Source organism: Staphylococcus sp. HMSC034G07, from assembly GCF_001835975.1.
In the GTDB taxonomy this organism is placed as follows: Bacteria; Bacillota; Bacilli; order Staphylococcales; family Staphylococcaceae; genus Staphylococcus; species Staphylococcus ureilyticus.
Genome location: NZ_KV826607.1, coordinates 103,086 through 127,204, shown reverse-complemented (window position 1 = coordinate 127,204; position 24,119 = coordinate 103,086). Strand labels below are relative to the sequence as shown.

Below are 24,119 nucleotides of genomic sequence, written 5' to 3'. Positions count from 1 at the left end.
TCAACAAGGTGTTTCTTTCATATCAACATTTTATTATTTTACATTTATAAATCCGTTAACATAGGTTAACGACTTACCATAATGATTTTAATAAGTTTGTTTGATTACGGTCTGGTCCTACAGAGAAGATTGAAATTTGAACGTCACACAACTCAGAAATACGTTCTAAGTATCTACGTGCATTGTCTGGTAACTCATCTAATGAGCGACAACTTGTAACATCTTCAGTCCAACCTGGTAACGTTTCAAAAATCGGTTTACAACGCTGTAAGTCATTTAAGTTCGCTGGATATTCAGTAATTTCCTTACCGTCTAATTCATAAGCTGTACAAATCTTCACTTCTTTTAGACCTGTTAATACATCGATAGAGTTGATTGATAAATCGGTAATACCACTCGCACGACGAGAGTGACGTAATACAACTGAGTCGAACCAACCTACACGACGTGGACGGCCTGTAGTTGTACCGTATTCACGGCCAACTTCACGGATGTGGTGTCCATCATCATCAAATAGTTCTGTTGGGAATGGGCCATCACCGACACGTGATGTATAAGCTTTACATACGCCAATAACTTTAGATACGTACGTTGGACCAACGCCACCACCAACAGTTACGTTACCTGCAACTGGGTTACTTGACGTAACAAATGGATATGTTCCGTGGTCGATATCTAACATAACGCCTTGTGCACCTTCAAATAATACTTTTTCTTCAGCTACAAATGCATCATCCAATACTTTTGCAGTGTCCGTAACGAACGCTGCTAAACGTTGGCCTGCTGCGTAATAAGTTTCAAAGATTTCTTCAAATGAAGGACATGCTTTATCAAACATACCTTTAAAATATGCTGATTTGTATTCAATATTTTCTTTTAATAATTTTTCAAACGTTTCTTTGTCTAATAAATCTGCTACACGGATACCGATACGTTGTGCTTTATCTACATAAGCAGGACCGATACCTTTTTTCGTAGTACCAATTTTATTATCTCCACGGCGTTCTTCTTCATATTCATCTTGTTTTATGTGATAAGGTAAAATAACTTGAGCACGATTTGAAATACGTAAATTATCTGTAGAAATACCTCTTTCATTTAAACCGTCTAACTCTTTCAATAATGCGACTGGATCTATAACTACACCATTTCCAATAACTGCTAGTTTTTCTTTATAGAAAATACCAGATGGTACTAAGTGCAATTTATATGTTTCGCCACCAAATTTAATTGTATGACCTGCATTGTTACCACCTGAAAAACGTGCAATAACATCTGCTTGTTCTGCTAAAAAGTCTGTGATTTTACCTTTACCTTCGTCTCCCCATTGTGTCCCAACAACTACGATTGATGACATATGAGCACCTCCAAGTTTTTCTCAATTAACCATTAAGTATTCTACCAATACCACACTAATAATGCAAACAAAAATCGAACATTGATTTTTTACATTTTTTCAAATTTTGTTGAGTGTCCAAAAAAGCTATTGCACACTTTAAACATAGTGTCATCAAGGTTTTCAAACTGATATCCACTTTTTCACAACACATACTTCATCAAAAACGAAAGAACTAAAAACAAACAAAAACCGTACAATTAATAAAAGTATTTAAAAATCGTACGGAAAAATAAATTTTATTCTTTTTTCTTAACCCATGTCTGCATGTGCATAATCAATATCTGTAAATTTGTTATACTGCTTCATAAAATGTAATTTAACAGTCCCTGTTGGGCCATTACGTTGCTTCGCTATTATAATTTCAATCTCACCATTATCATCATTTGTTTGTGGTTCAAAGTTCGTATCTCCATCATCATCGTCTTCATCTTCGCCACGATTATAGTAATCATCACGATATAAGAATGCGACGATGTCAGCATCTTGTTCGATTGATCCTGATTCACGAATATCACTCATCATTGGCCGTTTATCTTGACGTTGCTCTACGCCACGTGATAACTGACTTAATGCTATAACCGGACATTCCATTTCTCTGGCAATCGCCTTTAATGTACGAGAAATCTCTGATACTTCTTGTTGTCGGTTATCTGAGAATCTCGAACCACTACCTGAGATTAATTGCAGATAGTCAATGACTACCATGTCTAAACCGTGTTCTTGTTTTAAACGACGGCATTTTGAACGAATATCTGTAATTCTAATACCTGGTGTATCATCAATAAATATCTTTGTTCTAGATAATTTACCTACTGCAATTGTAAAGCGATTCCAGTCTTCTTCTGTCATCATACCCGTTCTTAAACGGTTCGAATCTACGTTACCAGAACTACAAATCATACGTGTTGCTAATTGATCTGCACCCATTTCTAGCGAAAATATACCGACTGAGAAATGGTCTTCATGTGTAGCAACTTTTTGCGCAATATTAAGTGCGAAGGCAGTCTTACCTACTGACGGTCTGGCAGCCAGAATAATTAAATCGTTACGGTTAAAGCCCGCAGTCATCTGGTCTAAATCTCGATAACCAGTTGGAATACCAGGCGTTTGACCACTATTTTGATCAAGTAATTCTGCATTCTCATACACTTCTCCAAGCACATCTCTAATATCTTTGAATCCATCGCTTTCACGTGTAGATGACAATTCTAATATTCGACGTTCTGCATCGTTCAAGATTGTATCTAATTCTAATTCATCGTTATAACCATCGTTAGCAATGCTATCAGCAGTTTGTATCAACTTACGTTTTGTTGCATGCTTAAATACGATATCTGTATAATATTGAATATTTCGAGTTGTCGGTACATTACTAGATAATTCTGCTAGATATTGTGGGCCACCCGCTTCATTTAGTCGTCCTTCATGTGACAGTTGATCCATAATTGTAACCACGTCAATATCTTTATTATCTTCGTTGAGGTTCATCATGGCTCTAAAGATGTGTTGATGCGCGCCTCTATAAAAGGACTCAGGAAGTAAGACTTCCTGAGTTCTGTTTATCAATTCCGGATCTATGATAATGGCACCTAAGACAGATTGTTCAGCCTCATTACTGTGGGGCATTTGATTTTGTTCATACATTCCATCCATTATGATTACACCTCATATCTCAATCCGTTTTTATTGTTCAACTGTGTGTACACGAATTGTACCTTCTACTTCTTTATCTAATTTAACTGGTACATTTGTGTAACCCAAGGCATGTATACCGTTTGGTAAATCCATTTTACGCTTGTCAATTTTAATATCGTGTTGTTGTTGTAGTGCTTGAGCGATTTGTTTAGTACTTACTGAACCAAATAATTTTCCCGCATCGCCTGTTTTAGCAGATACTTCAACTTCAATTTGACTCAATGTTTCTTTTAATTTTTTAGCATCTTCAATTTCTTGTTGGCGTTCCGCTTCTGCAGCTTCATTTTTCTTTTCAAGTTGTTTTAAATTACCTGGTGTAGCTTCTACTGCATAATTTTTCTTCAATAAGAAGTTGTTGGCATAGCCTACTGGTACATCCTTAACTTCGCCTTTTTTACCTTTACCTTTAACGTCTTGTGTGAATATTACTTTCATGAATTTTCACTCCTACTCATTTGTTCTGTTATAGCTTGTTGTAATTGTTCGATTGCTTCATCAACAGTGACATCTTTTAATTGTGTAGCTGCATTTGTTAAATGGCCACCGCCACCAAGTGCTTCCATTGTCAGCTGAACATTAACTGCACCGAGTGAGCGGGCAGACATACCGACTAAATTATCTTCTCTTCTAGCAACTACATACGAAGCTTCTACACCATCTAAACTTAACAGTTCATCCGCTGCTTGTGCAACTGTTACAGGATGATAGATTTTTTCGTTCGAACCATGTGCAATTGCGACACCGTTGTCTTGTAGTTTCACTGTTTGGATTAATTCAGTACGATTAATGTACGTATCTAAGTCATCTTTCAAGAAGTGCTGCGTTAATATTGTATCTGCACCATGTGCACGTAAATAACTTGCCGCATCAAATGTTCTTGAACCTGTACGCAATGTGAAATTACGTGTATCTACAATAATACCCGCAAACATAATTGTCGACTCTAAACGTGTTAATCGTTGTTCTGTTGGTTGATATTCTAGCAATTCAGTCACTAGTTCTGCAGTTGAACTTGCATATGGTTCCATATAAACCAATAGTGGACTAGAGATAAAGCTTTCACCACGTCTATGATGATCAATCACAACTTTACGATTAGCTTTGTTTAATATGTTTTCGTCAATAACCATTTCTGGTTTATGTGTATCTACAACTACTAAAGTTGTCTTAGACGTCATGACGTCCCATGCTTCGTCAGATGTAATAAAACGCTCTTTTAGTTCAGGCTTTTCATCGACTGCATTCATCACACGACGTAACGTCGGATCTATATCTGAATCATTCAACACAATGTAAGCATCCAAATTGTTCATCATAGCGAATCGTGAGACACCAATCGCTGCACCAATAGCATCTAAGTCAGGACGCGTATGTCCCATAATGATGACTTTGTCGCCTTCCATTAATATATCTTTTAGTGCGTGAGAAATCACACGTGCTCTAACACGTGTACGTTTCTCCATAGGGTCAGTCTTACCACCATAAAAACGCACATTTCCGTTCATATGCTTAATCGCAACTTGGTCGCCACCACGACCTAATGCTAAATCAAGTCCAGATTGAGATAATTCACCTAAATCGATTAAATTCTCTGAGCCTTCACCTACACCAATACTTAATGTCAATTGCGCACGGTAACCCACACTTTTTTCACGTAATTGACTCAGTATACTAAAATTAGATGCTTCAATTTCATTTAAAATACGTTGGTTTAAATAGGCAACAAATTGGTCTGAACTATAACGCTTGAAATAAATGTTATATTCAGTTGCCCATCTACTGATTACACGCGTGACCATAGAGTTAATCTCTGAACGTTGCGTATCATTCATATTTTGCGTGATCTCATCATAGTTATCTAAAAATAGTGTTGCAATAATTGGTTTAGATGCTTCATATAATTCCTGTGTATGTATTTCTTCTGTTATATCGAAGAAATACAATACATGTTCTTTTTCTGAATATCTCACGCGATAGTGATATTCATTTTCTTGAATTTCCACTTCTTGTGTTTTTTCTAACTGTTTTAATATATTAGGATATACCTCATTGACTGGATCAGAAATTACATTTCGATCTAGACGATCCGACATAAATTGGTTCATCCACTCTATGTTTTCGTTTTCATCTAAGATAATCATCCCAATAGGTAATCTTTTAATAGCAGTATTACTGCTTGCTGAGATTTTTCCACTCAGATTATCTACATAGTTATCCAATTTTTGTAAAGCTTGTCTTACCATTAGTACTGTCCCTACGATTATGATGAGTAATACAACAGTAGCTATACCTGCAATCAATTGATTAAAAATAAACCAAACGACGACAAGCGCTATTGCTGTGAGCACCATAATAATAAATGGTAAAATCAACGCTTTTTTAGTGGATTGACGGTTCATTTTTCCACCTCAAATCATTTTTTAATGATACGTTTTAAATTGATACATAAATCTACAAATCCCAGGAGACTCACAATATGTGTTAATGGCATTAAAACTGTCCCTATTACCATTAATATCACTGTAAGTGCTGGCGGCATTGATTTCGCTTTTCCGAAAAAGTGAATCACACTTAACCCCTGAATGTACATACATAATGATAACACAATTTCAAAGTTTAAGACGATCGTTTGAAACGCACTTGGTTGCGTTGAAAACATAACACAAATTAATACAATAATATACATCCATAAGACAGAACGCTTCATTTGCCAAGCATATAATGGTTTGAATATGGGTGTAGCGATTTTGAATTTACGCAAGATTGGAAAAGTGATAATTAAATTGATTAATATAAGTAGAAATACGCCAATGATTATATAACTTGGTAGTTGTACTGCTGATTGGCGGAAAGCCTCTTCAAACATTTGTTTATAATCTGCGTTGACTGAAGCGCTGGAAATTATGTGATACATCTGTTCTTTAATCGGTTTGATTAATGAAGCAGCACTCGATATTTTTTTTGATGCTTGTAACACCATAAATGCAATTAATGCAATAATACTAATAAAAGTCGTTGTTATATATAGTATACGTTCTTTTGATGTTCGTTCTTTTAATAATTGACCCACTACAAAACTTACTACGAACAAGAGGATCATGATACTTAACACGAATATATTACCTAATAACGTAGTTAGCACAACTGTAATGACTGCCGTTAAGCCAAAAGATTCTACAGATTTATGCCATAAAATAATACCTGGAATTGTTGCAAATAAACTCAACACGAGTCCAAGTATCGGTAATATATGTAAAGCTAAAGCAACTATAATTAACGTAATTACACTAAGTATAGTGGCTTTAGTATGTATTTTAGAAAACAAATTCGCCACTCCTATACAATTTTTGTCTATGTTTATTATTTTAACCTCTTTAAAACTTTTATACAATTATTGACAATCCTTTTTGTCAGAAGTTCAATATCGGGGCCAATATCTGAAAACGAACGCCTTTTTAAATTGCATTTCCGTCGTTGATTCCAACTTCAAATTTCATATTTTGCTCGCTATAAAAAAGAAGACATCATAGGAAAACAGTTATTTTAACTTTCATAAAGGATAAAATAACTATCCCAGACGTCTTATCATACAAAATAAACTAAAATAAATCATATCGTTATTTTCTTTTGAACTTAGAAACTTTTAAAAAATGATATAAATTAGGTGCCCAATCATTAAAGTTCAATAAGAAACCATCATGTCCTACATTATCTGGCACAAAGCAATGCTTATGATATTTAAATCGCGCACCTGTGGCGTATACTAAATCGTCTGGATATAACAAATCATCCGTAAAGCCCATAGTCATAACCTTAGTATCCAGACGTCCAAACACTTCATCTACATCAGTACGATCTCTATCTATATCGTGGCTATCTAAGACGTCTAGCAGGCTTAAATAACTCAATGGATCAAAATGCTTTTTAAACTTGTTACCCTGATGTTTCTGGTAGTTTACAACTTGATCAGGTGTAAATCGTCTATCATAACTTTTGGAGGAGCGATACGTTAAGAAACCAAGTTGCCTTGCTATACTCATACCTTCACCATGATCTAATCGAATCGCCTGTCTCGCAATTTCATTAAATGCACGACTATATGAGGAAGTCTTATCAGTCGCAGCTAAAATTACTGCTTTATCTACTTCAAATTTATGATTATACAATAATTCCAGCGCTTGCATACCTCCTAAAGACCCACCGATTAAAATACTAATTCGATCAAACCCTAATGTTTGAATACCTAATTCGATTGCATTGACAATATCACGCAATGTTAAATGCTTAGGAAAATCAGCATCTGTAAATGGCGAACTGGAACCATACGGACTACCGATCACGTTAAATGTTAAAAATTGATAATCATGTATAGGCATGTATCCCCCATCTATAATCTCTCTCCACCAACCAGGATTGTCATCCGTACCATAGGTCAAATGATTACCAGTCAGTGCATGGCATACAAGCACAAGTGGCTGTCCTTCATATCCAACATGTTCATAACGTAATTTTAAATTTAAAATCGTTTCACCTGATTCAGTTGTAAATGGTCCCAATTCTAATGTATCAACCGTATAATTTGTCATCATTTACCTCCTACTTAGTAAAAAAACTTCTCACCTATTTATAATAAGTAAGAAGTTACAATACTTATTATTCGAGCGAATCGTTGGTATTAGCACCGTGCTTATTAAAGTCGGTTGCTGAAGCTTCATTGGGCCAAATCCCTCTGCTTCTCGAAATAAGATTTAATTTTAATTGTAAAAAGCTATGCATAAATCAAATATCCATTTTAACAAGTATTTCATTAAAATTATCAAAATTTTCTAATTATTGCTATTCTAACGGATAATGTGAGCCACTTCAATAATATCTTTAAAATATCCATCTTAAAATTGCCATTATTAAAATTCCACTGACAATCGTAATCGTTAAACTCCGTGTAATGATGGCAATGATTACGGTTGGAAGCATCGTCACTAAAAACGGCAAATTAACACTATAAACCATTGAGCCTTCATGTTGTTCTAGGACGCCGTCTACAATCAATGCAGTAAATAATGTAATGGGAATGAAAGAAAGCCACTTTACGACTGTCTCAGATAGTTTGATTTTTGTAATTAATATAAACGGTATAATACGTGTCAACCACGTTACCACACCGCATAAAACAATAATTAATAACATATGTAATGTCGTTGTCATTTATCGATCACCACCCCTAATCCCGCAGTAATTGTCGACGCTATGATGATTGCTACGTATGAAGGCATAAAGAAACTTAAAATAAGCATTAACAAAATTACACAAACAATTAATACTAAATATATTTTAACTTGTGACTGCTTAATAGCATCGAATTGCGAAACAGCTAGGAATATAAACATTGCAGTAATAGCAAAATCTAACCCAAATGCATCGGGATTCGTTATGTATTTACCAAAAATAGCACCAACAACACTTGCAAATGTCCAAAATAAATATGCAGTGATATTTAATCCATGTAGCCAACGATCATTGATTTTTTCACCTTTTAGATGTGGTGTAATAGCGACACCAAATGTTTCATCTGTAATCAGAGAAGACATGGCTATACGATTCCAAAACCCATATCCTTTATAACTTGGTGCTAAGGTCATACTTAATAAAAACATCCTAGAATTCACAATAAATGTCGTTAAGACAATTGCAGAAATTGGAGTTCCAGCAATGACTAATGCACAAATAATGAATTGTGCTGCGCCTGCATAAATAAGTAAACATAATAAAATAATTTCAATCAAATTGAAACCTGAAGCCACTGCAACAATACCAAAGGAAAGACCAACACCAGCATAACCTAACAAAGTCGGTACACATTCTTTTACACCTTGCTTAAAAGTTAGATGTGTTGTCATCATGCCACCTCCCAAACATTTTATAAAAATAATAGAACTAGTTTAATACAAAGCAAAAGACATATTCAATATCTTTAGACTGAGGTATGTATGACCTAAGACTTACAGATGTCTAAAAATCCTATTAATACAACATTTTAGATTTCGGAATATTGTGTTATTATTTTAGACTCACCCCTTATCATTTGAATAAAATAAGTCATTTTACAAATTTAAAAAACTGAAAACTGGGATATTTAACACCTCCCCTACCCTTTCTTTTCTTTAAAAATATTAAGCCATTTAATAGATCAAAAGCCTTATAATTCATTATTCATATAAAATGAGAGGTTGAGACATTCATTTATCTCAACCTCTACTTGCACTTCAGTATTAACTTGTAACCACTATTTTGAAAGTTTAATATTTAAACTATCTCAAATATCGCTGATGAATTCATTTAAACGAATTCTATTTTTCTTTAACTGGGTGTATCACTGTTTTACCACCCATATATGGTACTAATGCATCTGGAATAGTGACTGAACCATCTTCATTTTGATAGTTTTCTACGATTGCAGCAAATGTACGACCTACTGCTAAACCACTTCCATTCAATGTGTGCACTAATTCTGGTTTTGCTGTTTTCTCACGTTTAAAACGAATATTAGAACGACGTGCTTGGAAATCAGTAATATTTGAACAAGAGCTAATTTCTTTGTACTCATTATAGCTTGGTAACCATACTTCTAAGTCATACGTTTTGCTTGAGCCAAAGCCTATGTCACCTGTACATAAAATAACTCTACGATACGGTAAGCCTAACTCTTCTAAAATTGCTTCTGCATGTTCTGTCATTTCCTCTAACGCTTGCCAAGAATCTTCTGGTTTTTCAAAACGTACCATCTCTACTTTATCGAATTGATGTAATCGGATTAATCCTCTTGTATCTCTACCAGCTGAGCCTGCTTCACTACGATAACACGCTGATTGCGCAGTAAATTTAGCAGGTAAGACATCCGGACCAATAATTTCATTGCGATAATAATTTGTTAATGGTACTTCTGCTGTTGGAATTGTATATAATCCTTCTTTTTCAATTTTGAATAAATCTTCTTCAAATTTTGGTAATTGGCCAGTACCATACATTGAATCAGCATTTACTAATTGTGGTACCATCATTTCTGTGTAACCATGTTGCGTCGTATGTTTTGTAACCATATAATTCATTAATGCTCTTTCCAACTGTGCACCTTCGCCAGTTAAGAACACGAATCTTGCTCCTGCGACTTTTGCGCCTCGTTCAAAATTAGCCATTTGCAATGACTCTACTAGATCCCAATGTGCTTTTTCATCAAAATCAAATTTCCTTGGTGTGCCCCAACGCTTTAATTCGACATTATCTTCATCAGAATCGCCTTCAGGTACATCATCATGAATTGTATTTGGAATGCGAGATAATAAGTCTTCTAATTCTTTATCCACATCATTTAAATCATTGTCTAACAATTTGATGTCATCACCTAATTTTCTCATTTCTGCGATTACATCATCTGCATTTTCTTTATTGCGTTTTTTTTCAGCAATTTCACCGCTTACTTTGTTACGTTCAGCTTTCATTTCCTCAGCTTTACGAATTAATTCACGGCGTTTGTCATCAAGTGATAATACATCATCTACTACTTTTGTATCCATACCACGTTTTGCAACTTTGTCTTTTAAAAACTCTGGGTCATTACGAAATAGTTTAATATCTAACATGTCACTTTCCATCCTTTCAATTTCTATTTTTTTAAGAATAGAACACAAAAAAGACCACATCCCTGTACAAGGGACGTGGTCTTTACGCGTTGCCACCCTATTTAACAGTCAAAAGAGACTGCACTTTCACCAAAATAACGGTTAAACCCGATTGTTCTCATATAGTAGGTAGATTCACATTGACCCTGATTACTTGTTCTCACTAACCACAAGCTCTCTGAAACCAGAAGTGCAACACTACTTATCCTACGAACAATAGCTTTATTTACTTGATTTTAATATAGCAAATAACCTATTACTTTTCAAGGCCAAGATTATGCAATCGCTGAATGTTCATTAAAAATTCACTCAACTTAATTAGTATAAGCTTGATCTAATAAATACTGTGAAACAGCTTCTATATCTTTATGAAATTGGCGATCTTCAGTGATAGATGGTACAACTTTTCGTAAAGCTTGATATTTTTCATAAGTTTTAGGTGATAATTTTTCGACATCTTTATATTCTACCGCTTGAAGTGCGATAATTGCTTCTATTGCTAACACACGACGTGCATTTTCAATCATTTGGTAGCCATGGCGTGAAGCAATTGTCCCCATAGAAACATGGTCTTCTTGATTAGCTGATGATGGAATAGAATCCACACTAGCAGGGTGTGCGAGTGTTTTATTTTCCGAAACAAGACTTGCAGCTGCATATTGCATAATCATCGCGCCACTCTGTAAACCCGGTTGAGGGCTTAAAAATGCTGGCAAACCATTGTTTAATTGTGGATTTACTAATCTCTCTAGACGTCTTTCCGAAACATTAGCTAATTCACTTACCCCTAACTTTAAGAAATCTAATGCAAATGCAATCGGTTGGCCATGGAAATTCCCTCCAGAAATAACCAATGTTTCATCATCTTCATCAAATATTAATGGATTGTCGTTCGCCGCATTCATTTCAAATTCAAGTTTTTCTTTTACATAATTAAACACCTGGAAGCTTGCGCCATGTATTTGTGGAATACAGCGTAATGTATAAGCATCTTGAACGCGAATTTCTCCTTGTGTCGTTGTTAATTTAGAACCTTCGAGCCAGTCTAACATGCGTGAAGCAACATCTATCTGTTCTGGAAAATTTCGAGCGCGATGCACTTTTTCATGATATGCATCCGTAATGCCATTTAAAGCTTGATGTGTTATTGCAGCAATCCACTCTGCTTGGTAACCAATATCTTCCGCTTCTATATAATTAATTACACCTTGTGCAGTCATAGCTTGCGTACCATTAATTAAAGCTAGTCCTTCTTTAGCCTGTAAGCTCAAAGGTTCACGATTTAATAAATTTAAGACATACCGACTGTCTTCTTCTTCACCTTTATAATAGACATTACCTTCTCCAATCAACGCCAAAGCTAAATGTGAAAGTGGTGCTAAGTCACCCGATGCACCAAGAGACCCTTGTTGTGGAATAACTGGAATAATTCTGTTGTTAATAAAATATATGATTTGATCTACTAAATCGATTGTCACACCAGAATGACCTTTTAACAATGTGTTTAGACGTAAAACCATCATAACTAACGCGACATCTTGTGAAAAAGGTTTTCCGATACCACATGCATGTGAACGAATTAAATTGACTTGTAATTGATTGTATTCTCCCTCATCAATACGTACATCACTGAATAAGCCAAATCCAGTCGTTATACCATAAATTGTTTCTTTATCATCTATAATCTTTTCTACTGTTACACGGCTCTGTTTTACACGTTCATAAGCATCCTCTGTTACTTTTACATCATCACTTTGATATAAAAAATCTTTAATTGCATTTATTGTTAAATTTTCACCATTAAGCTGTAATGTCATTTCCCCATCTCCTTACTTCTAATGATTTTCAATTAATTAGAGTATACGCTTCCATATTTTTAAGAACAATAGGTTCATCCATATCCGTAACATGGTATTAAATTAGTATTTTACTAAGATAAAGATGGCAAATTTATTATTTCTAAAAATAAACAAATTCTTAATGCTTTTACCTATTGACTAAAATGCAAACCAGGTATAATATTTTCTATTGTATTTAAAAAATAAATTAAAAATAGCAACAGAGAAAAGCTTTCATAATGCTTATAAACACACAATTTTTCTCAGAAAGCACAAAATTACAAATCAACAATATAATGATCAAATATACAAATTAAAAGTTGAAATAACTAATAGAATTAAAGGGGGTTTCAATGTTGGAAACAATTTCATCAGTAAGCATTCCAAAACGTAAAGATGAAACGCATAAAGGTGATTATGGCAAAATTCTTTTAATTGGAGGAAATGCGAATCTAGGTGGGGCAATCATGCTTGCTGCACGCGCTTGTGTCTATAGTGGTAGTGGCTTAATTACAGTAGCTACACACCCAACAAATCATGCAGCGCTACACTCACGTTGTCCTGAAGCAATGGTGATTGATATCAATGATACTAAAATGCTCACTAAAATGATTGAAAATACAGATTGTATCTTAATTGGTCCTGGATTAGGATGTGATTTCAAAGGAAATAATGCTATCACGTTCTTATTACAAAACATTCAACCACATCAAACGCTTATAGTGGATGGAGATGCTATTACTATATTTAGTAAATTAAAACCAGATATTCCAACTTGCAATGTTATTTTCACACCACATCAAAAAGAGTGGGAACGCTTAAGTGGGATCGCAATAGAAGAACAAACATATGAACGTAATCGCGAAGCTGCTGATAGAATTGGGGCAACAATTGTATTAAAAATGCATGGCACTGAAATCTATTTCAAAGATGAGGATTACAAACTGCCAATCGGCACGCCTGCGATGGCAACAGGTGGCATGGGGGATACACTTGCTGGTATGATTACAAGTTTTGTAGGTCAATTCGACGACACGAAAGAAGCGGTTACGAGTGCCACTTATACACATAGTTATATCGGTGAAGAACTATCAAACAAAATGTATGTAGTCCCACCTTCCCATTTAATTAGTGAAATTCCATATGCTATGAAAGCATTGGAAAGTTAAATCAACATCGGTGATAAAAATTTTTAAAACCAAAATAAAATGTATCTGAGACATAAAATGCTTAGACAAATGAAAAGGCAATTTCTATTGAAATCATATAGAAATTGCCTTTTTCAATTGGGGTGATATGATGTTGCACTACGTGATGTTTAAATGCATCGAATACATTTTCAGGGATTGTTTCAACGATTTCATTCACATATCGTGACATATCATTTGTGGGATACTGATCTTAAGTTTCTATTGGTAGTATATGTTGAGTCAAGTTATCATCTTTATATATATGCCTCTCGTTAATTTAATAGTGCTGATTAAATTATACGTAAAGGCTTTTTGGAATAACAAAATATAAATTGTACCGATTTTGTAATGTGCTGACACCCGAGGGAATCTTATGAGTGAGAGACTATAGGCTCGCACCATGCCCTAGGCAAGCATGTACAGTCAATCGTCAGACTTTAAATATAAAGAGGGTCAATCCATATTAAGGATTGACCCTCTTATATTTTGAGAATGGGGATTTATGTCCCAAACTCACTTGTGTATTTAAATGTTTCAATTTTGAATACAGCTATTGGTTTACTGCTAAAAATTGAGATTATTCGTCGTCTTCGTTTTCAGTTTCTTCATTATCACTATTATCAATATCTTCATTGATACGGTCCATAAAGTCTTTTCTCACTTCTTGACGACCATCTTCATCTGAATCTTCTTCAACTTCGGTATGCACAATGCCTTCTGATAGTTCATCTGATACTACAGATTCTGATTGTTGATTGTCACTTGTAACGCCTTCAATTTGTTCATTATCTGCTTCTTGTAGTTCAATTTCTTCAGCTTCTTTTTCTTCTTCATCTACTTTAGCAACAGTAGAAACAAATTGATCATCGTTTAATTTAATCAATCTCACACCTTGAGCTGCACGTCCATTTTGTGAAATATCTTCAACGCCTATGCGGATAATTACACCGGCATTTGTAACAATCATCAAGTCTTCTTTACCTTCAACGGATGTGATACATACCACTTGACCGTTACGTTCTGTAATCGTAGCAGTCTTAATACCTTTACCACCACGGTTAGATAAACGATATTCGCTAACTGGCGTACGCTTACCATAACCATTTTCAGTCACAACTAGAATTTCATCATCTGTTTCTGCTTTAGTAACATCTAATCCGACGACTTTGTCGCCTTCTCTTAATGTAATACCTTTAACACCGGCAGCTGTACGACCTAAAGGACGTAATGCCGACTCATTAAAGCGGATTAAAGAACCGTGAGCTGTACCGATTAATATATCATCTTCACCATCTGTTAAACGCACAGCTATCAATTCGTCATCTTCTTTGAAACCAATCGCAATCTTACCATTTTTGTTAATATGTGAGAAGTTACGTAATGCTGAACGTTTAACGATACCATTTAACGTTGCAAATACTAAGTAATCTTCTTCGCTTTCTAAATCTTTGACGGCGATCATTGTACTAATTGTTTCATCATTATCTAGTTCAATCGCATTGACTACTGGTATACCTTTAGACTGACGGGAGAGTTCCGGCACTTCATATCCTTTAAGTTTATACACTCTACCTTTATTCGTGAAGAATAAGACATGATCATGCGTACTCAACGTAACAAGTTGACTTACAAAATCTTCTTCTAAGGTCTGCATACCTTGTACACCACGACCACCACGATGTTGCGCTCTATATGTTGAAACGGGTAGGCGTTTAATATAGTTATTGTGACTTAATGTAATGACGATTTGTTCTTCTGGTATTAGGTCTTCGTCTTCAATGTGGTCGAGACCGCCCATTTGAATTTCTGTTTTACGTTCGTCTCCATAGCGTTCACGAACATCAATTAACTCATCACGAACAAGTTGTAATAGTTTTTCTTCGTCTGCAAGAATCGCTTTTAATTCTTCTATATATGCAATTAATTCATTATATTCAGATTCAATTTTATCTCTTTCTAAACCTGTTAAACGTCTTAATCGCATATCAAGGATGGCTTGCGCTTGTCGTTCAGTAAGTTTAAATTGTTCTTGCAAGCTTGCCATTGCAACTTTATCTGTTTCAGATTCACGAATCACACGAATAATTTCATCAATGTGGTCTAGTGCGATTCTTAATCCTTCTAAAATATGTGCACGGTCTTGTGCCTTTTTCAAGTTGTATTCCGTTCTTCTTCTTACGACTATCTTTTGATGTTCAAGATATTCAACTAATGCTTCTTTGAGGTTGATCAATCTCGGTCTACCATCAACTAAAGCAATCATATTAACACCAAATGATGTTTGTAATGGTGTTTGTTTATATAAGTTATTTAATACAACACTAGCGTTGGCATCTTTACGTATATCAATCACAACACGTACACCAGTACGTAAACTTGTTTCGTCACGTAAATCTGTAATGCCGTCAATTTTTTTATCACGTGCCAATTCGGCAATTTTTTCAATCATGCGTGCTTTATTTACTTGGTACGGAACCTCAGTAACAACAATACGTTGACGACCGCCGCCACGTTCTTCAATTTCAGCTCTTGCTCTCATTTGAACTGAACCGCGTCCAGTTTCAAATGCACGGCGTATGCCACTTCTACCAAGAATAATCCCTGCTGTAGGGAAGTCTGGCCCTTGGACATCTTCCATTAATTCTGAAATCGTAATGTCTGGATTATGACTTAAACTTAATACACCATTAATCACTTCAGTCAAGTTATGTGGCGGTATATTAGTAGCCATACCTACTGCGATACCTGATGCACCATTTACGAGTAAATTTGGAAATCTTGATGGTAAGACTGCCGGCTCTCTTTCATTACCGTCATAGTTATCAACAAAATCAATCGTATCTTTGTTAATATCTCTCAACATTTCGAGTGTGATTTTAGACATACGCGCTTCTGTATAACGCATCGCCGCTGCTCCATCACCATCCATAGAACCAAAGTTACCTTGGCCATCAATTAAAGGATATCGATAGCTGAAGTCCTGCGCCATTCTAACCATAGCTTCGTAAATCGAGGAGTCACCGTGAGGGTGATATTTACCCATAACGTCCCCAACAATACGCGCAGATTTCTTATATGATTTATCAGGTGTCATGCCTTGTTCGTGTAAGCCGTATAATATACGTCGATGTACTGGTTTTAAACCATCTCTAACATCTGGTAGCGCACGTGAAACGATAACGCTCATCGCATAATCTAGGAACGATTCACGCATCTCATTCGTTATATTTCGTTCATTTATTCTTGATTCAGGTAATTCAGCCATCAAGATATCCTCCTTCAAAAATTCAGTTCATTGTCTTAGAAATCTAAGTTTGCATAGACTGCATTATCTTCAATAAACTGTCTACGGTTCTCAACAACATCGCCCATTAACATTTCAAAAACTTGGTCAGCTTCAATCGCATCCTCCAATGATACTTGTAACATAGCTCTGTTTTCAGGATTCATAGTAGTTTCCCATAATTGGTCAGCATTCATTTCACCAAGACCTTTGTAACGTGCAATAGACCATTTTGGACTTGGATCTAATTGAGCTTTAAGTTTTTCTAGTTCACGTTCGTTAAACACATAGTATTTCTGTTTACCTTGTGTCAACTTGAATAATGGTGGCTGTGCAATATAAACATAGCCCGCTTCAATTAACGGTCTCATAAAACGATAGAAGAATGTTAATAATAATGTTCTAATATGTGCACCATCAACATCGGCATCTGTCATAAGGATAATCTTGTGATAGCGTGCCTTACTTAAATCAAATTCTCCACCAATACCAGTACCAAAAGCAGTAATCATAGAACGTATTTCATTATTATTTAAAATTCTATCTAAACGTGCTTTTTCAACGTTCAATATCTTACCACGTAAAGGTAAGATGGCTTGCGTTTCTGAGTCACGTCCAGATTTTGTAGACCCCCCGGCAGAGTCACCTTCGACGATGAAAATTTCACTACGAGAAGGGTCTTTACTAGAACAATCAGCCAGTTTTCCTGGTAAACTAGAAACTTCTAATGCGGATTTACGACGTGTCACTTCACGCGCTTTTTTAGCTGCAAGACGTGCTTGTGAAGCCATAATTCCTTTTTCTACGATTGTTCGACCTACTTGTGGATTTTCATATAAAAAGCGTTCAAATAACTCAGAGAATATACGATCAACAACTTGACGTACTTCGGAATTACCTAATTTCGTTTTAGTTTGTCCTTCGAATTGTGGATCACCATGTTTGATTGAAACAATAGCTGTTAAACCTTCACGTGTATCTTCACCTGAAAGTCTTTCTTTATCTTCCTTCATAATTTTACTGTTAAGACCATAGCTATTTAACACACGTGAGAGCGCTCGTTTAAAGCCTTCTTCATGAGTCCCACCTTCATAAGTGTGTATATTATTTGCGTATGTTAAAAGATTCGTAGCATAACCTTTATTGTATTGAAGCGCTATTTCAACTTCAATATCATCTTTGGATTGATGTACATAAATCGGTTCTTCATGAATAGGTTCTTTATTTTCATTTAACATTTCAACGTAAGATTTTATACCACCTTCATAGTGATACGTATCTTCACGAACCTCTTCTTCTCTTTCATCTCTTAAAGTAATTGAAATACCTTTATTTAAAAATGCTAGTTCTCTGATACGTTGTTGCAATACTTCATAATTGTATGTTGTTGTTTCAGTGAATATCTCAGGATCAGCTTTAAAACGAATCGCAGTACCAGTAGAACCAGTACTCTCATTGGTTTTACCAATGATTTTCAAATCAAACTGAGGGATACCTTTTTTGTATGCTTGGTGATATATATTTTCATCTTTATATACATATACTTCCAAATCTTCCGATAAAGCATTTACAACAGAAGACCCCACACCATGGAGACCACCAGAGACTTTATAACCGCCTCCACCGAATTTACCACCGGCATGTAGTACAGTTAGAATAACCTCAACGGCAGGACGTCCCATTTTCTCTTGTATACCAACAGGGATACCACGGCCGTTATCTGTTACTTTTATCCAATTATCTTCTTCAATAATAACTTCGATTTGGTCAGCATAACCAGCAAGTGCTTCGTCAATACTGTTATCAACAATTTCCCAAACTAAGTGATGCAGCCCTCTTTCTGAAGTTGAGCCTATATACATACCTGGTCTTTTACGAACCGCTTCTAGACCTTCTAATACCTGAATCTGACCAGCACCATAATCTTCCGTGTTGTTCACATCTGACAATGCTTCCACCTTCACTTTCCGTTACTTTATAATTTCGCCATTATTAATGCGATAAAGTTTAGCGTTTTTCATAATTTCATGATCAATGCCATCAACTGATGTTGTCGTCACAAATGTTTGTACTTTATGTTGAATTGTGCTCAATAAATGAGACTGACGTGAATCATCTAATTCACTTAACACATCATCTAGCAATAAAATGGGGTACTCGCCTACTTCAATATTCATCAGTTCAATTTCTGCAAGTTTGATTGATAACGCAGTCGTTCTTTGCTGTCCTTGCGAACCGTAAGTTTGAGCATCCATACCATTTACGTTGAAACCTAAATCATCTCTGTGAGGGCCAAACAAACAGACACCTCTATCTTTTTCACGCTCTTTGTTATCATCTAGTAAAGTTAAGACTTCCTCTAAGCGTTCCGTCTCACTTTTTTCTTCAGCATCTAATTTGATACTAGGAAGGTACTTTAATGACAGTGTTTCATTCTCATCCGTAATACCAGAATGAATAGGTTTGGCTAATGATTCTAGTTCTTTAATAAAATGTTCACGTCTTAATGTAACTTTGAGTGCATATGCTGCAAATTGTTGGTTTAAGACGTCAAGCATAGTGCTATCAGTCTTTTGACCATATTGCAATTGCTTCAAATAATTATTCTTTTGTTTTAAAATTCTTTGATATTGAGACAAATCGTTTAAGTAAACAGCTGAAATTTGTCCAAGTTCCATATCTATAAATCTACGTCTTATTTGAGGTGCCCCTTTGACAATGTTTAAATCTTCAGGTGCAAACAAGACAACGTTTAAGTGGCCTATATACTGTGTTAGCCTACTTTGTTCTAAGTGATTGATTTTAACCTGTTTACCCTTTTTAGTTATAAACATCGTTAAAGGCATTTCTCCATATCTATAACTGAGTTCACCCTCTATTTTAGCATAGTCTCGATCAAAACGTATGAGTTCTTTATCATTTGATGTTCTGTGACTTTTGGCTAATGCTAATGTATAAATAGATTCTAATAAATTAGTCTTCCCTTGCGCATTTTCACCAATCAATATATTGACTTCAGGGTGACAATTTAGGGTAATTGACTCATAGTTACGATAATTGTCTAGCTGGAGTGTCTTTAGTTTCATTCTTCACCTTGATGTATAATCAAAAATGAACCGACTTCTGGTATAACGATGTTATCTTGATGGTTTAATTTTTTACCACGACGTATTTCGCGCTCACCATTGATCATTACTTCAAAATCTTGCAGGAACCATTTCGCTTGACCACCAGATTCAATAATACCTTCTGTCTTTAGAAATTGCCCTAAAGTAATGTCTCCATCAACAATTACTTCTTCAACCAAATCAATCACTCCATTCCTTTTAAACTCATCTATATATTATACCTTTTTTCGAGAAAAATTTCATGCAAAATGCAGATGGAAAGCGTTTTCTTATGTATGATTTTTACTATTTTTGAAAATTATTTATAAAGGTACTTTTAACAATGTAATACTCATATATTATAACAAACTTTTATTCGTATTATTCTATTTCTTTTAAAAATATTCTAACTAAATAATTATTTATTAATGTTTTTAACTACGCAATACTTCATAAAAGTATTTTTATATAAAGCGAATGGTAATATTGTGATTTTGAATTTTAAAGACTTTCTCAGCTTAATTATTAATTTTAGGTATCATAAGTCTAAAAAAGTTTAAGTTGCTTATATTTAAGCTCTAAGTAGCTTGTACGTATCTTTGAATGTTTATTATTAATATATCTTTATCAATATACACGTTTCATTTTATGAAATTACTTCTAAAAAAAGAGTGAGACAATGATTTAAATGTGACAGAGTTTAAGACAAGATAAAATTCTGACCTTTTCTACTTAAGTTGTCTCACTATGCTTTAAATATCCATATTATAAAAACCCGAGACATCAATTTGTCTCAGGTTCTATCTCTTTAAACAAAAGTTTAATATGTTCTGATTGGTAAAATTAATTGTGTAACTGAATCATCATCTTTTGGTTTTAAAATAAATGGTTTCATCGTACCAAAGAACTCAACTTCCACTTCATCGTTATCGATTGCTTTTAGTGCATCCATCATATACTTAGAGTTGAATGAAATTTTTAAATTGCCACCATCAACGTTATCCGCTTTTACTTCTTCTTTTACAGTACCGATTTCTGGTGATGTAGAGGATAATTCAACTAATTCATTACCTGTACTTAATTTAATAACATTGTTTCCACCTTCACGTGCTAATAGAGAGGCACGATCAATAGCATGATAGAAATCTCCGTTATCGATGCCTATTTTAATTTCATAGTTTTCTGGGAATAAACGTGAAGTATCTGGATAGTGACCTTCTAAGAGACGTGATATAAAGTTTATATTTCCGACTTTAAATAGCACTTGGTTTGAAGCAAAGAAAATATCGATATCTTCTTCACTATCTGACATAATTTTATTTAATTCTGCTAAAGCTTTACCTGGAATAATGACATTTTTATTTTCAGATTCATCTTCTAAAGCTACTTTTCGCACAGCTAAGCGGTGTGAGTCAGTCGCTGTGCATATTAATTCATTATCCTGTATAAGCCAGTTAACACCAGTGAGTACTGGGCGTGTTTCTGAGGTGGACACTGCAAAATTTGTTTGTGCTATCACGTTTTTAAGGACTTTTACAGATAATTGAATCGCATCATCACGTGAAACTTGTGGTAATAAAGGATATTGATCTGGATCTAAACCACTTAAATTAAATTCTGAATGTCCAGAAGTTATTAAAGTTTGGAATTGTTCATTTGTTGATAATTTAACTTCTTTTCCTGGTAGTTTTTTAATAATATCTACAAAGAAACGACCAGGGAGTACAACTGAACCAGTTTCTGCAACTTCAATAATATCTTCTCCATCTACTTGTTTAGGAATTGTAATTTCTATTGAGATTTCTGAATCTGAACCAGTAAGTATGACTTCATTGTTTTTAACTTCAATTTTTATACCCGTTAGTATCGGTAATGTAGTTCTTGGGGAGATTGCTTTTAATGTGTCATTTAATTGATTTATAAAATAATCTCTTCTAATTGTAAATTCCATTTTTAAACTCCTTCCAGTCGTTTATATAATAATTATATAGGTTTTAAACCCGTAGTAATAGTAGTAGGGCTTGTGGATTAGGGGATAACTCAAATTAATACAATCATGTCATTGTTTGACGACTGTGGATAACTTGTGCACAGTGTGTACTACTTTTGCACATTGTCCACAAAGTTAAAAAATAAGTTATTTTGTTATACCTCTAAATTGATTTATTAATCTGTTATAGTACAGATTGTTTTATTGGTTTCTAATTTCTTTTTCAAGATTTTCGACTTCTTGTTTAAATGTCGGATCATTATTGATATCCTTCACAATTTTTTCATGTGCATGAATAACAGTAGTATGATCACGTCCACCAAACTCTTCCCCGATTTTAGGTAGTGAGAAGTCGGTTAATTCACGTGATAAATACATTGCAATTTGACGTGGATATGCAATTGATTTTGTACGCTTTTTGGCACTAAAGTCTTCTATTCTCACACTATAGTATTCTCCAACAACTTTTTGGATATCTTGTATAGTAATTTTTTTAGATTTAGGTGCTTGGATGATATCTTTTAGCGCAGCTGCTGTTAATTCAGTTGTGATCGGTTGTCCTTGTAATTTTGAAAAGGCTAATACGCGATTAAGTGCACCTTCAAGTTCACGTATATTAGATTGTATTTGATTAGCGATATACGTCAGGGCTTCAGTAGGAATATTTATATTTTCTTCACCAATTTTTTTCTGTAAAATTGCCATTCTTGTTTCGTAATCCGGTGGAGTAATGTCTACTATTAATCCCCATTCAAAGCGAGAACGTAATCTGTCTTCTAATTTAGCAATTTCTTTAGGTGGTCTATCACTAGAAATAACAATTTGCTTATTCGCTTGATGTAAATCATTAAATGTGTGGAAAAATTCTTCTTGAGTTTGCTCTTTGTTTTGAATAAATTGTATATCATCTATTAAGAGCACATCGATATTACGATATTTTTCTCTAAAACGTTCAGTTTTATTGTCTCGGATAGATTTAATGAATTCATTAGTAAATTTTTCACTAGATGTATAGATTACTTTGGCATCTGGATTATTATCTAATACATAATGGCCAATAGCATGCATTAGATGGGTTTTACCTAATCCCACACCACCATATATAAATAATGGGTTATATGCTTGGGCTGGTGCTTCAGCTACAGCTAAACTTGCAGCATGTGGGAATCTGTTTCCGGGGCCGATGACGAATGTTTCAAATGTATTATTGATATTGAATTGTTCATCACCCATTTTTGCTACATCCACTGTATCAAGATCTATCTCTTTTTCATCAGTACTCTGATTAGCATCTTGCTTTTTTTCAGATTTTAAACTTTCTAATTCATCTTCAAAGTAAAATACTGGCGTAATTTCATGACCAATAGCTTCATATAATGCAGATTGTACGATTTCAACATAATGTGTCTTTAACCAATTAGCTACAAAGGGATCGTCAATGACTACAATAGCTTCATCATTTTGCAACGAATAAAGTTTTGTATCTTTCAAAAAAGTTTGATAGCTAGGATAGCTGACTTTTTCTTGAGCTAAAGTTAAAACGTTTTCCCAAATTTCTTGTTCTGACATAATAGCAAACTCCAACTTTCTATATTTTAAAAGTTATACACAGAAATAACATGTGTGAATAAACATAATCACAAGCTGTTAATAATTATCCACAAGTTACACACATTCAGTGGATAACTCACAGTGAATTATAAGTTATACACAACCATTTAGGATATATTTTTATAAATTAATCCCTTATTTATCAATATTTACATAACTTATCCACACAATTATACTTTTTAACAAACACCTCTGTCAAATGGATGTGAATATGTTGTTAAATCGTCAATAAACCTGTGTATAGATGGAATATTATCCACAAAACAAGCGTGTATATCTGTGAATAAGTGGATAACTTACAAGAATGAATAGTATATCAAAAAATAACCA

General features: G+C 34.5%; 17 protein-coding genes, 1 pseudogene, 1 riboswitch and 1 other annotated feature. Of the genes and pseudogenes, 1 reads left to right on the top strand and 17 read right to left on the bottom strand.

The window, feature by feature from the left end; all coding sequences use genetic code 11:
• Nucleotides 1–73 precede the first annotated feature (73 nt).
• The 10 genes from HMPREF2586_RS05875 to hutH form a co-directional block, all read right to left on the bottom strand.
• Nucleotides 74–1,357, bottom strand: coding sequence for an adenylosuccinate synthase (locus tag HMPREF2586_RS05875; protein ID WP_046207187.1), 1,284 nt, complete (start codon nucleotides 1,355–1,357; stop codon nucleotides 74–76).
• 291 nt (nucleotides 1,358–1,648) lie between these two features.
• Nucleotides 1,649–3,052, bottom strand: coding sequence for a replicative DNA helicase (gene dnaB, locus HMPREF2586_RS05870; protein WP_046207186.1), 1,404 nt, complete (start codon nucleotides 3,050–3,052; stop codon nucleotides 1,649–1,651).
• A gap of 30 nt (nucleotides 3,053–3,082) precedes the next feature.
• A complete protein-coding gene (rplI, locus tag HMPREF2586_RS05865) occupies nucleotides 3,083–3,529 on the bottom strand; it encodes a 50S ribosomal protein L9 (RefSeq protein WP_046207185.1) in 447 nt (148 codons plus the stop codon).
• Complete coding sequence (locus HMPREF2586_RS05860; RefSeq protein ID WP_046207184.1) at nucleotides 3,526–5,493, bottom strand: DHH family phosphoesterase; 1,968 nt, start codon at nucleotides 5,491–5,493, stop codon at nucleotides 3,526–3,528. The genes rplI and HMPREF2586_RS05860 overlap by 4 nt, the downstream gene beginning before the upstream one ends.
• Before the next feature lie 14 nt (nucleotides 5,494–5,507).
• A complete protein-coding gene (locus HMPREF2586_RS05855; protein ID WP_176745305.1) occupies nucleotides 5,508–6,434 on the bottom strand; it encodes a DUF2232 domain-containing protein in 927 nt (308 codons plus the stop codon).
• Between the two features lie 277 nt (nucleotides 6,435–6,711).
• Entirely contained in the window at nucleotides 6,712–7,680 is a 969-nt protein-coding gene (locus tag HMPREF2586_RS05850) for a homoserine O-acetyltransferase MetX (protein ID WP_046207182.1), read from the bottom strand.
• A gap of 61 nt (nucleotides 7,681–7,741) precedes the next feature.
• A riboswitch (SAM riboswitch) is annotated at nucleotides 7,742–7,842 on the bottom strand.
• Nucleotides 7,843–7,969: 127 nt separating this feature from the next.
• On the bottom strand, nucleotides 7,970–8,299 hold the full coding sequence (locus tag HMPREF2586_RS05845) for an AzlD domain-containing protein (RefSeq protein WP_064209808.1): 330 nt from the start codon (nucleotides 8,297–8,299) through the stop codon (nucleotides 7,970–7,972).
• On the bottom strand, nucleotides 8,296–8,991 hold the full coding sequence (locus tag HMPREF2586_RS05840; RefSeq protein WP_070657180.1) for an AzlC family ABC transporter permease: 696 nt from the start codon (nucleotides 8,989–8,991) through the stop codon (nucleotides 8,296–8,298). Before HMPREF2586_RS05840 ends, HMPREF2586_RS05845 begins: the two co-directional genes overlap by 4 nt.
• Nucleotides 8,992–9,441: 450 nt before the next feature.
• Nucleotides 9,442–10,731, bottom strand: a complete 1,290-nt coding sequence (gene serS / locus HMPREF2586_RS05835) for a serine--tRNA ligase (protein ID WP_070657188.1) — start codon at nucleotides 10,729–10,731, stop codon at nucleotides 9,442–9,444.
• A gap of 66 nt (nucleotides 10,732–10,797) precedes the next feature.
• Nucleotides 10,798–10,988: a binding site (T-box leader), on the bottom strand.
• A gap of 96 nt (nucleotides 10,989–11,084) precedes the next feature.
• Entirely contained in the window at nucleotides 11,085–12,587 is a 1,503-nt protein-coding gene (gene hutH, locus HMPREF2586_RS05830; RefSeq protein WP_070657192.1) for a histidine ammonia-lyase, read from the bottom strand.
• Nucleotides 12,588–12,961: 374 nt separating this feature from the next.
• Here hutH and HMPREF2586_RS05825 point away from each other — a divergent pair, with 374 nt between their 5' ends.
• On the top strand, nucleotides 12,962–13,777 hold the full coding sequence (locus HMPREF2586_RS05825) for an NAD(P)H-hydrate dehydratase (protein WP_371090911.1): 816 nt from the start codon (nucleotides 12,962–12,964) through the stop codon (nucleotides 13,775–13,777).
• Between the two features lie 119 nt (nucleotides 13,778–13,896).
• Here the strand turns inward: HMPREF2586_RS05825 and HMPREF2586_RS12975 are convergent.
• From HMPREF2586_RS12975 to dnaA, 7 genes and pseudogenes are all read right to left on the bottom strand, one after another.
• Nucleotides 13,897–14,060 (bottom strand): annotated as a pseudogene (locus tag HMPREF2586_RS12975) (IS5/IS1182 family transposase); the annotation flags it as partial.
• A 315-nt stretch (nucleotides 14,061–14,375) separates the two neighbouring features.
• Complete coding sequence (gyrA, locus tag HMPREF2586_RS05820) at nucleotides 14,376–17,063, bottom strand: DNA gyrase subunit A (protein WP_070812680.1); 2,688 nt, start codon at nucleotides 17,061–17,063, stop codon at nucleotides 14,376–14,378.
• Nucleotides 17,064–17,098: 35 nt separating this feature from the next.
• Nucleotides 17,099–19,039, bottom strand: coding sequence for a DNA topoisomerase (ATP-hydrolyzing) subunit B (gyrB, locus tag HMPREF2586_RS05815; protein WP_176745302.1), 1,941 nt, complete (start codon nucleotides 19,037–19,039; stop codon nucleotides 17,099–17,101).
• A gap of 12 nt (nucleotides 19,040–19,051) precedes the next feature.
• The gene (gene recF, locus HMPREF2586_RS05810; RefSeq protein WP_046207175.1) at nucleotides 19,052–20,167 is read right to left on the bottom strand and encodes a DNA replication/repair protein RecF; all 1,116 of its coding nucleotides are present in this window, start codon (nucleotides 20,165–20,167) and stop codon (nucleotides 19,052–19,054) included.
• On the bottom strand, nucleotides 20,164–20,397 hold the full coding sequence (gene yaaA, locus HMPREF2586_RS05805) for a S4 domain-containing protein YaaA (RefSeq protein ID WP_174894798.1): 234 nt from the start codon (nucleotides 20,395–20,397) through the stop codon (nucleotides 20,164–20,166). The genes recF and yaaA overlap by 4 nt, the downstream gene beginning before the upstream one ends.
• Nucleotides 20,398–21,008: 611 nt before the next feature.
• The gene (gene dnaN / locus HMPREF2586_RS05800; RefSeq protein ID WP_046207173.1) at nucleotides 21,009–22,139 is read right to left on the bottom strand and encodes a DNA polymerase III subunit beta; all 1,131 of its coding nucleotides are present in this window, start codon (nucleotides 22,137–22,139) and stop codon (nucleotides 21,009–21,011) included.
• Nucleotides 22,140–22,379: 240 nt separating this feature from the next.
• Nucleotides 22,380–23,747 carry a chromosomal replication initiator protein DnaA gene (dnaA, locus tag HMPREF2586_RS05795; protein ID WP_070812679.1) on the bottom strand — a complete coding sequence of 456 codons (1,368 nt, stop codon included), beginning with the start codon at nucleotides 23,745–23,747 and terminating at the stop codon, nucleotides 22,380–22,382.
• Nucleotides 23,748–24,119 lie beyond the last annotated feature (372 nt).

Bases quoted from the DNA above. Each gene is read 5' to 3' on its own strand.
- HMPREF2586_RS05875 (WP_046207187.1), bottom strand. From the start codon at position 1,357: ATGTCATCAATCGTAGTTGTTGGGACACAATGGGGAGACGAAGGTAAA.
- dnaB (WP_046207186.1), bottom strand. From the start codon at position 3,052: ATGGATGGAATGTATGAACAAAATCAAATGCCCCACAGTAATGAGGCT.
- rplI (WP_046207185.1), bottom strand. From the start codon at position 3,529: ATGAAAGTAATATTCACACAAGACGTTAAAGGTAAAGGTAAAAAAGGC.
- HMPREF2586_RS05860 (WP_046207184.1), bottom strand. From the start codon at position 5,493: ATGAACCGTCAATCCACTAAAAAAGCGTTGATTTTACCATTTATTATT.
- HMPREF2586_RS05850 (WP_046207182.1), bottom strand. From the start codon at position 7,680: ATGACAAATTATACGGTTGATACATTAGAATTGGGACCATTTACAACT.
- HMPREF2586_RS05845 (WP_064209808.1), bottom strand. From the start codon at position 8,299: ATGACAACGACATTACATATGTTATTAATTATTGTTTTATGCGGTGTG.
- HMPREF2586_RS05840 (WP_070657180.1), bottom strand. From the start codon at position 8,991: ATGACAACACATCTAACTTTTAAGCAAGGTGTAAAAGAATGTGTACCG.
- serS (WP_070657188.1), bottom strand. From the start codon at position 10,731: ATGTTAGATATTAAACTATTTCGTAATGACCCAGAGTTTTTAAAAGAC.
- hutH (WP_070657192.1), bottom strand. From the start codon at position 12,587: ATGACATTACAGCTTAATGGTGAAAATTTAACAATAAATGCAATTAAA.
- HMPREF2586_RS05825 (WP_371090911.1), top strand. From the start codon at position 12,962: ATGTTGGAAACAATTTCATCAGTAAGCATTCCAAAACGTAAAGATGAA.
- gyrA (WP_070812680.1), bottom strand. From the start codon at position 17,063: ATGGCTGAATTACCTGAATCAAGAATAAATGAACGAAATATAACGAAT.
- recF (WP_046207175.1), bottom strand. From the start codon at position 20,167: ATGAAACTAAAGACACTCCAGCTAGACAATTATCGTAACTATGAGTCA.
- dnaN (WP_046207173.1), bottom strand. From the start codon at position 22,139: ATGGAATTTACAATTAGAAGAGATTATTTTATAAATCAATTAAATGAC.
- dnaA (WP_070812679.1), bottom strand. From the start codon at position 23,747: ATGTCAGAACAAGAAATTTGGGAAAACGTTTTAACTTTAGCTCAAGAA.